The organism is Streptomyces sp. NPDC058145, from assembly GCF_042884245.1.
GTDB lineage: Bacteria > Actinomycetota > Actinomycetes > Streptomycetales > Streptomycetaceae > Streptomyces.
Genome location: NZ_JBHVUH010000028.1, coordinates 39408 through 45885 on the forward strand (window position 1 = coordinate 39408; position 6478 = coordinate 45885).

The window sequence follows — 6478 nt, forward strand, 5'->3', positions numbered from 1 at the left end:
GGTACTAGGTCCAGCTCGGGGAGGGCCCGTCGGGTTCTCCGTACGGCACTGGCTCGCCGGTGAGGGCGTCTAAGAGAATTCGGCCACCAAGCGGCTTCCGTAGCTGCACCTTCACGCTCTGTTCGATCATGTCGGCGTTGCAAGGGCCGCTTTGTGCCCCTGTAATGGAGGCGTACAACACGACGCTCACGTTCGTCTCCAGCGCTTTCACGGTGGGGCCGTCGTCACATGATCCGTGAGTGGCTTTCACCATGATGGACCGGCCGTCCGTCGCCGTCCCGGCCAGTTGGGCGACTCGCCTGAGCCCGCCGGCAGAACCCTGCTGGGCTTGTCCAATCGGCGGCTGCGGAAGCCGTGACGGGGTGACAGCCACGCGTTTGAGCGGGGTGTCGTAGCCCTCCAGCGTGAACAGCCAGGCAGGAACGGTCGCTGTGCCTCGGCTCGTCGGAATTGTGGTTTCGCCGAGCCTCGCTCCCGCCACGGTCAGCCGGGCTCCCTCACTGATGTTGAGGGCGATCGACTGATACGCCTCCTTCGCACCCACCAGTGGACGGGTCAGTGTGTCCCCGCTTCCCCAGTTCACCTTGCCTTCGTCAGCGGCGGTGGTCGGTAGCTTGCCGCGCACAAAGTTCTTGGATTCATAGGCCCGCTTGTCCGTCTGGCTGTGCCAACCGGATTCCGGTGCCTGCACTGCGTCGCCCATCGGGTAGTACCCCCTTGCGCCAGACAGCGGAGGAGGCGGACCCCTGCCAGGCGTCAGCCACTTGACGGGCGCGCCTCTCCTGCTGCTGCAGCGACTGGGCGTGGTCGGTCGCTCGCATCCACGTGCGGATCGCCGACCGGCGCTGCGACTTCCTGCACAAGCTGTCGGCTCGGCTCGTCCGTGAGAACCAAACGGTCGTGATCGAGGACCTGACCGTCTGTAACCTGCTGAAGAACGGCAAGCTCGCGCGCGCCATCTCGGATGCTGCCTGGACGGAACTTCGCTCCATGCTGGAGTACAAGTGCGCCTGGTACGGGCGCGAACTCGTCGTGATCGACCGCTGGTTCCCGTCCAGCAAGCTGTGCGGGGTCTGCGGCACGGTTCGCGGGAAGCAGCCGTTGCACGTCCGCGAGTGGACGTGCGCCTGTGGCGCCGTGCATGACCGTGACGTGAACGCGGCACGCAACATCCTGGCCGCCGGGCTGGCGGCGTCTGCCTGTGGAGACGGTGTAAGACCTCAACGGGAGTCCTCCCGGACGGGGCGGTCGTCGGTGAAGCAGGAACCCCAGCGGGCGACCGCTGGAATCCCCCGCGTTTAGGCGGGGGAGGAAGTCAAGTTGAGGCTGTCAGGCATCACTTCGGCTCCCGGCTCGCGGGCATGCGCAAATCCGGGTTACGTCCTAGGGAGCCCCCGAACGTGGCGGCCGGGGACCTCTTAGCCCGGCGATTCTTCCGCGAACCTGACAAGAACATGAACCCTGCTCAGCTGCCTTCCCTATACATGACCTGCGCCTGGAATGAACTTTGCCGAGCGGGGCCCAGCGTTCGTCTTAACGTCACTCAGTTCCGGTTCGAGGCTCCTAGAGTTGCGGCGCCGTCCCCCACACGTGCCCGTCACTTCTGTCCGGAGGACAGTCATGGCCGCCGTCAAGGCTTCCAAGCACACCCGACACCCCCTCACCGCTCTCGCTGGGGCCGTCGCCCTCACAGCCACCTCGATCGGTGTGTGGACCGTCACGGCCTCCACCGCTCAGGCCGCCGCTTTGCCCACCCCCGACCACGTGGTGGTCGTGGTGATGGAAAACCACGCCTACTCGCAGGTGATCGGAAGCTCCAGCGCCCCCTACATCAACAACACCCTCAAGGCGGGTGGCGCCAACCTCACCCAGTCCTTCGGCCTCACCCACCCCAGTGAGCCGAACTACTACATGCTTTTCTCCGGCTCCAACCAAGGTCGTACCGACGACAGCTGCGTCCCGGTCGGCTCCATCTCCGCGCCCAACCTGGCCTCCGAGCTGATCGCCGCGGGCAAGACCTGGAAGAGCTACAACGAGTCGCTGCCCAGCCAGGGCTCGACGACCTGCAGCAGCGGCAACTACGCGCAGAAGCACAACCCGTGGTTCGGCTTCTCTAACGTGCCGACGAACACCGCGATGACTTTTGCGCAGTTCCCGACCGACTACACGACCCTGCCGAAGGTCTCCTTCGTCACCCCGAACCTGTGCAGTGACATGCACGACTGCTCGGTCTCCACGGGCGACACCTGGATCAAAAACAACCTGGGCGCCTACGCCACCTGGGCCCAGAGTCACAACAGCATCCTCGCCGTCACCTTCGACGAGGACAACAAGCTCTCCGGCAACCGCATCCCCACCCTCTTCTACGGCCAGCACGTCACCCCCGGCAGCTCGAGCGCGACCACCTACAACCACTACAACGTGCTGCGCACGGTGGAGGACCTGGCCGGTCTGTCCGCGCACGCGGGTAACGCCGCCTCCGCGTCCGACATCGCCGGCATCTGGAACTGACGCCCGTGTATCTCGCGGACTCCCGCAGCACCAAGCCTGCCACCGCCCCGGACTCCGGTCCGGGGCGGCGGCAGGCCGCCGTGCCTCCCACCGTGCTGGCCCTGGGGGCGGTCAGCCTGATCACCGACGTCTCCTCGGAGATGGTCACCGCCGTCCTGCCGCTCTACGTGGTCGCGGGCCTGGGCCTGTCGCCGCTCGGCTTCGGTCTCCTCGACGGCATCAACAACGGCGTCGGCGCGCTGGTGAGGCTGGCCGGCGGTCACCTCGCCGATAGGGGCGGCCGCCGCCACAAGATTGTGGCGGGCACCGGCTACGGCCTATCGGCACTGTGCAAGCCACTGCTGCTGCTCGCCCACACCCTCCCTGTCCTCAGTGCCGTGCTAGCGGCCGACCGCACCGGCAAGGGACTGCGCACCGCCCCCCGGGACGCGATGATCTCGCTGGCCACCGAGCCCGAGCACCGGGGACGGGCATTCGGGGTGCACCGCGCCATGGACACCACCGGCGCGCTGCTCGGCCCGCTCGTCGCCTTCGCCGTGCTGCGGGCCACCGCCGACGGCTACGACGCGGCCTTCGCGGTCAGCGGCTGCATCGCGGTGCTCGGGGTCCTGGTGCTGGTGCTCTTCGTGCCTCGCCGCATCATCCCCGCTGGTGCCGTCACGCAGCCCGAGCCGCCCCGGCCGGCCCTGCGCGATTCGCTGGGACTGCTGCGCCGCCCCGAGCTGCGCAGGCTCACCGCATGCGCGGCCCTACTCGGTCTCTCCACCGTCAGCGACTCCTTCCTGTATCTGCTGCTGCAGCGCGAAGCCGACCTGCCTACCGACCTGTTCCCGCTGCTCCCGCTGGGCACCGCCGCCGTCTTCCTCACGCTGGCCGTCCCACTCGGCGCGCTCGCCGACCGCATCAGCCGTCGCCGGCTATTCCCGGCCGGCCACGGTGTCCTGCTGCTCGGTTACGGCCTGGTGCTCTCGCCCTGGCACGGCCTTCCTGCCGTGGTCGCCGTCCTGGTGTTGCACGGCACCTTCTACGCGGCCACCGACGGAGTCCTCGCGGCCGCCACCGCCGATGCCGTGCCGCCGCAGCACCAGGGCGCCGGGCAGGCGCTGGTCGGCACCGGCCAGGCGCTGGCCCGGTTCGGCTGCTCGCTCGCATTCGGCGCGGCCTGGAGTCTGTGGGGTGGCCGCACCGCGCTCGCCTTCACTGCCGCCGCGCTGGCCGTCAGCGCCGTCGTGGCCGCAGTCGTCCTTCGTCCCGCCGCCGACGTGAACTCCGCCGAGGTGTCCCCATGACCAAATCCACCCGGCTGCTGATCCTGCTGGCCGCCGTCCTGCTGCTCGCCAGCGTCGGCACCGGGGCGGTGCTGTACGCCGCCCACCGCTCGGGCCTGCGGGACGAGCAGCAGACCAACGGGCCGACCGTGCGCACCGGCAGCGTCTCACTCCGGCCAGCGGACGGCCGCCGGTTGCTGGTGCGCAACCTGGCCTGGGGCCCGCACCGCGACGAGATCGCTAGCGTACCCGCGAGCGATCCGCAGGGGCCACGCACCGCCTCGGGCGTAAAGTGCCTGCGCTTCCACGCGGCGGCCGGGACCGGCATCTGCCTGCAGGCCGTGCACGGCACCCTGCGGGACACCTACCGGGCGGTCGTGCTCGACGCGCACCTGCACGCACGGCACCGCTTCCCGGCCGCCGGCATTCCCACCCGGGCCCGGGTCTCGCCCTCCGGCCACCTGGTGGCCTGGACGGTCTTCGTCAACGGAGACTCCTACGCCGGCACCAACTTCTCCACCCGCACGAGCATCGTCGACACCCGGACCTGGACCATCGACGACAACCTGGAGACCTTCCGCGTCATCAAGGACGGCCGAACCTACCGTGCTGCCGACACCAACGTCTGGGGCGTCACCTTCGCCGACGACACCCGCTTCTACGCCACACTGGCCACCGGCGGCCACACCTATTTGGTCCGCGGCAGCATCGCCGCCCGCACCCTCACCACCGTGCACGCAAACGTCGAATGCCCCTCCCTCTCGCCCGACGGCACCCGCATCGCCTACAAGAAACGCGTCCGCGGGGCCTCGCCCGACGCCCCCTGGCGGCTGTACGTCCTGAACCTGCGCACCCTGAAGGAGACGGCCACCGCCGAGCGGCGCAACATCGACGACCAGGCCCTGTGGGCCGACGACTCCACCCTTGTCTACGCCATCCCCGGAAACTACGGCTCGGACCTGTGGACCGTCCCGGCCGACGGCACCGGAACAGCCAGCCGGCTGATGACCTCCGCGGTCGCCCCCGCCTCCCTGGGATAACGGGCAGGCCCCAGCGGTTGCCTCACCCGCGCCCCGCCCTGCGCGGTGCTCCAGACGCACGCGCCCCGGAAGCGCTCGGCACCACGGCCGAAGCACGAGCGCTCCGCCGCTGAACCGGTCGAGCCAGGATTGAACCCTGTCGCCAGGCGACAGCTGGCCCGGCCGGACGCGATCGGTCAACACCCCTCCTCCGGCCGTCTTCTGGCGGTTATCGGCGAACTCTCGTGAGCAATGGCGGCATAGCGGAGGCGCCGGCCCGCTCCACCTGCTCTGCTGGAATGCTGGGGCTGCGTTTCATCGAAGACTGCCCCCACGCCGGTCAGGCCCGCACCCGGGGGACCGTCATCATCACTCCCTACGGAATCCTCAGCGTCCGCCCCTACACCGTCCCCGGCCACCGCTGGCTCACCGCCCTCCGCCACGTCGGCACCCTCCATCCCGACGCGATCCGCCCCGGCGCACCCACCGCCGCGCCCACCGAACCCGTCGCGCCGTCCTGGTCACTGCGCCCCCACCGGAAGGACCGCAGCTTCTCCGGCCACCTTCACCCGGCCGACCACGTCGAGGCCGCAACCCTCACTGAACTCCCCGACACCATCGGCGACGTCAACGCCCTGCTCACCCTCACCCCCCCGGCAACCGAGCCGCGTGCCCCGACGCCTGGCGACTCGCCGCCAGCTTCTTCCACGTGCTCATCACCGGCGCACCCGCCCACCCCCATGCCCAGCCCTGACGACCAACACCGACCGCCCCCCTTCGGCCCCGCCCCGCAACCACCCGCGGTGCGGGGCCGCCCCACGTCGGCCGGGACGCCCGTCCGCCGAAACCCTGAGCACTGCCTAGCTGCCGGGCTGCGGAGCCTGTCGTGACCGACCGCGCCACCGCCTGCCACTGGCATCGCGGACCGACCGCTGCCCGCGACACCAGCGCCTTGCGCCGCTAGCCCTCCGATTCCGCACGGTGAACACCACGCCACCGACACGAACGAGGAAACCCACATGCCACGACCCGAGCAAGCGCCCGGCACCGACTACGACGCCGCGGCCGGCACCGTCGGGCAGGCCCTCACCCTCATCGACGACAACCACGCCTTCGACACTGCGCGCGACGAGGACGACCGTTGGCCCGCCGCAGCGGAACGCACCACCGTCCTCGCCCTCCGACACCTGAGCGACACCCTCGCCAAGGCTCCGCGCCGTGAGGCCACCCCCTTTCAGCCGCCGCTCCTCGACATCACCGACCCCGACACCCGAGCATTGCTCACCTACCTGCCCGAAAACGCCGTCTGGGCCAGGGCCCTCCCCGATCAACAGCACGAGCGCGCCAAGCAACTCCTCCAGACCCTGAGCGCCTGACGATCTGCTGAACACCGCGTCCGGCCCGGCCCCGCCGCCCCGTGCAGCAACCGGGCCGCACCGCTCACCGGCCCGGCCGGGTGACGTTGTGTTACGTGCTTTCCTGCGAGCCAGGCAGGCTACTGCTCCCCGAGGCGGAGGCAGCTCCCTATTGACGTCCTCCCCCTCGTGAACGAGGGAGATTCCCCTATGAGGGGGTTGGGCCGGTTGCCCGGCTTTCAGGTTCCTGCTTCACAGACCGCCTGGCGGCGAGGTCTCCACAGGCTGACACGGGCTGCCCGCCCGCGTGTTTGATGTTGATGGC

The 6478-nt window shown here is 69.6% G+C and carries 6 protein-coding genes and 1 pseudogene; 6 read left to right on the forward strand and 1 reads right to left on the reverse strand.

All coding sequences use genetic code 11. The features are described from left to right. Positions 1–4 precede the first annotated feature (4 nt). Positions 5–703: a hypothetical protein gene (locus ACFVVO_RS36940; RefSeq protein WP_390061057.1), complete on the reverse strand. Its 699-nt coding sequence runs from the start codon at positions 701–703 to the stop codon at positions 5–7. Positions 704–810: 107 nt separating this feature from the next. Here ACFVVO_RS36940 and ACFVVO_RS36945 point away from each other — a divergent pair. The 6 genes and pseudogenes from ACFVVO_RS36945 to ACFVVO_RS36970 form a co-directional block, all read left to right on the forward strand. Then, positions 811–1302 (forward strand): annotated as a pseudogene (locus ACFVVO_RS36945) (RNA-guided endonuclease TnpB family protein); the annotation flags it as partial. Positions 1303–1620: 318 nt separating this feature from the next. Next, a complete protein-coding gene (locus ACFVVO_RS36950) occupies positions 1621–2511 on the forward strand; it encodes an alkaline phosphatase family protein (protein WP_390061059.1) in 891 nt (296 codons plus the stop codon). Between the two features lie 5 nt (positions 2512–2516). Further along, entirely contained in the window at positions 2517–3800 is a 1284-nt protein-coding gene (locus ACFVVO_RS36955) for an MFS transporter (RefSeq protein WP_390061061.1), read from the forward strand. Beyond that, positions 3797–4819, forward strand: coding sequence for a TolB family protein (locus tag ACFVVO_RS36960; protein ID WP_390061063.1), 1023 nt, complete (start codon positions 3797–3799; stop codon positions 4817–4819). Before ACFVVO_RS36955 ends, ACFVVO_RS36960 begins: the two co-directional genes overlap by 4 nt. 278 nt (positions 4820–5097) lie before the next feature. Then, on the forward strand, positions 5098–5688 hold the full coding sequence (locus ACFVVO_RS36965; RefSeq protein ID WP_390061064.1) for a hypothetical protein: 591 nt from the start codon (positions 5098–5100) through the stop codon (positions 5686–5688). Positions 5689–5817: 129 nt separating this feature from the next. Next, the gene (locus ACFVVO_RS36970; protein WP_390061066.1) at positions 5818–6174 is read left to right on the forward strand and encodes a hypothetical protein; all 357 of its coding nucleotides are present in this window, start codon (positions 5818–5820) and stop codon (positions 6172–6174) included. Positions 6175–6478 lie beyond the last annotated feature (304 nt).

Excerpts from the sequence above, each read along its gene's own strand:
- ACFVVO_RS36940 (WP_390061057.1), bottom strand. The coding sequence starts at position 703 with ATGGGCGACGCAGTGCAGGCACCGGAATCCGGTTGGCACAGCCAGACG.
- ACFVVO_RS36950 (WP_390061059.1), top strand. The coding sequence starts at position 1,621 with ATGGCCGCCGTCAAGGCTTCCAAGCACACCCGACACCCCCTCACCGCT.
- ACFVVO_RS36960 (WP_390061063.1), top strand. The coding sequence starts at position 3,797 with ATGACCAAATCCACCCGGCTGCTGATCCTGCTGGCCGCCGTCCTGCTG.
- ACFVVO_RS36965 (WP_390061064.1), top strand. The coding sequence starts at position 5,098 with ATGCTGGGGCTGCGTTTCATCGAAGACTGCCCCCACGCCGGTCAGGCC.
- ACFVVO_RS36970 (WP_390061066.1), top strand. The coding sequence starts at position 5,818 with ATGCCACGACCCGAGCAAGCGCCCGGCACCGACTACGACGCCGCGGCC.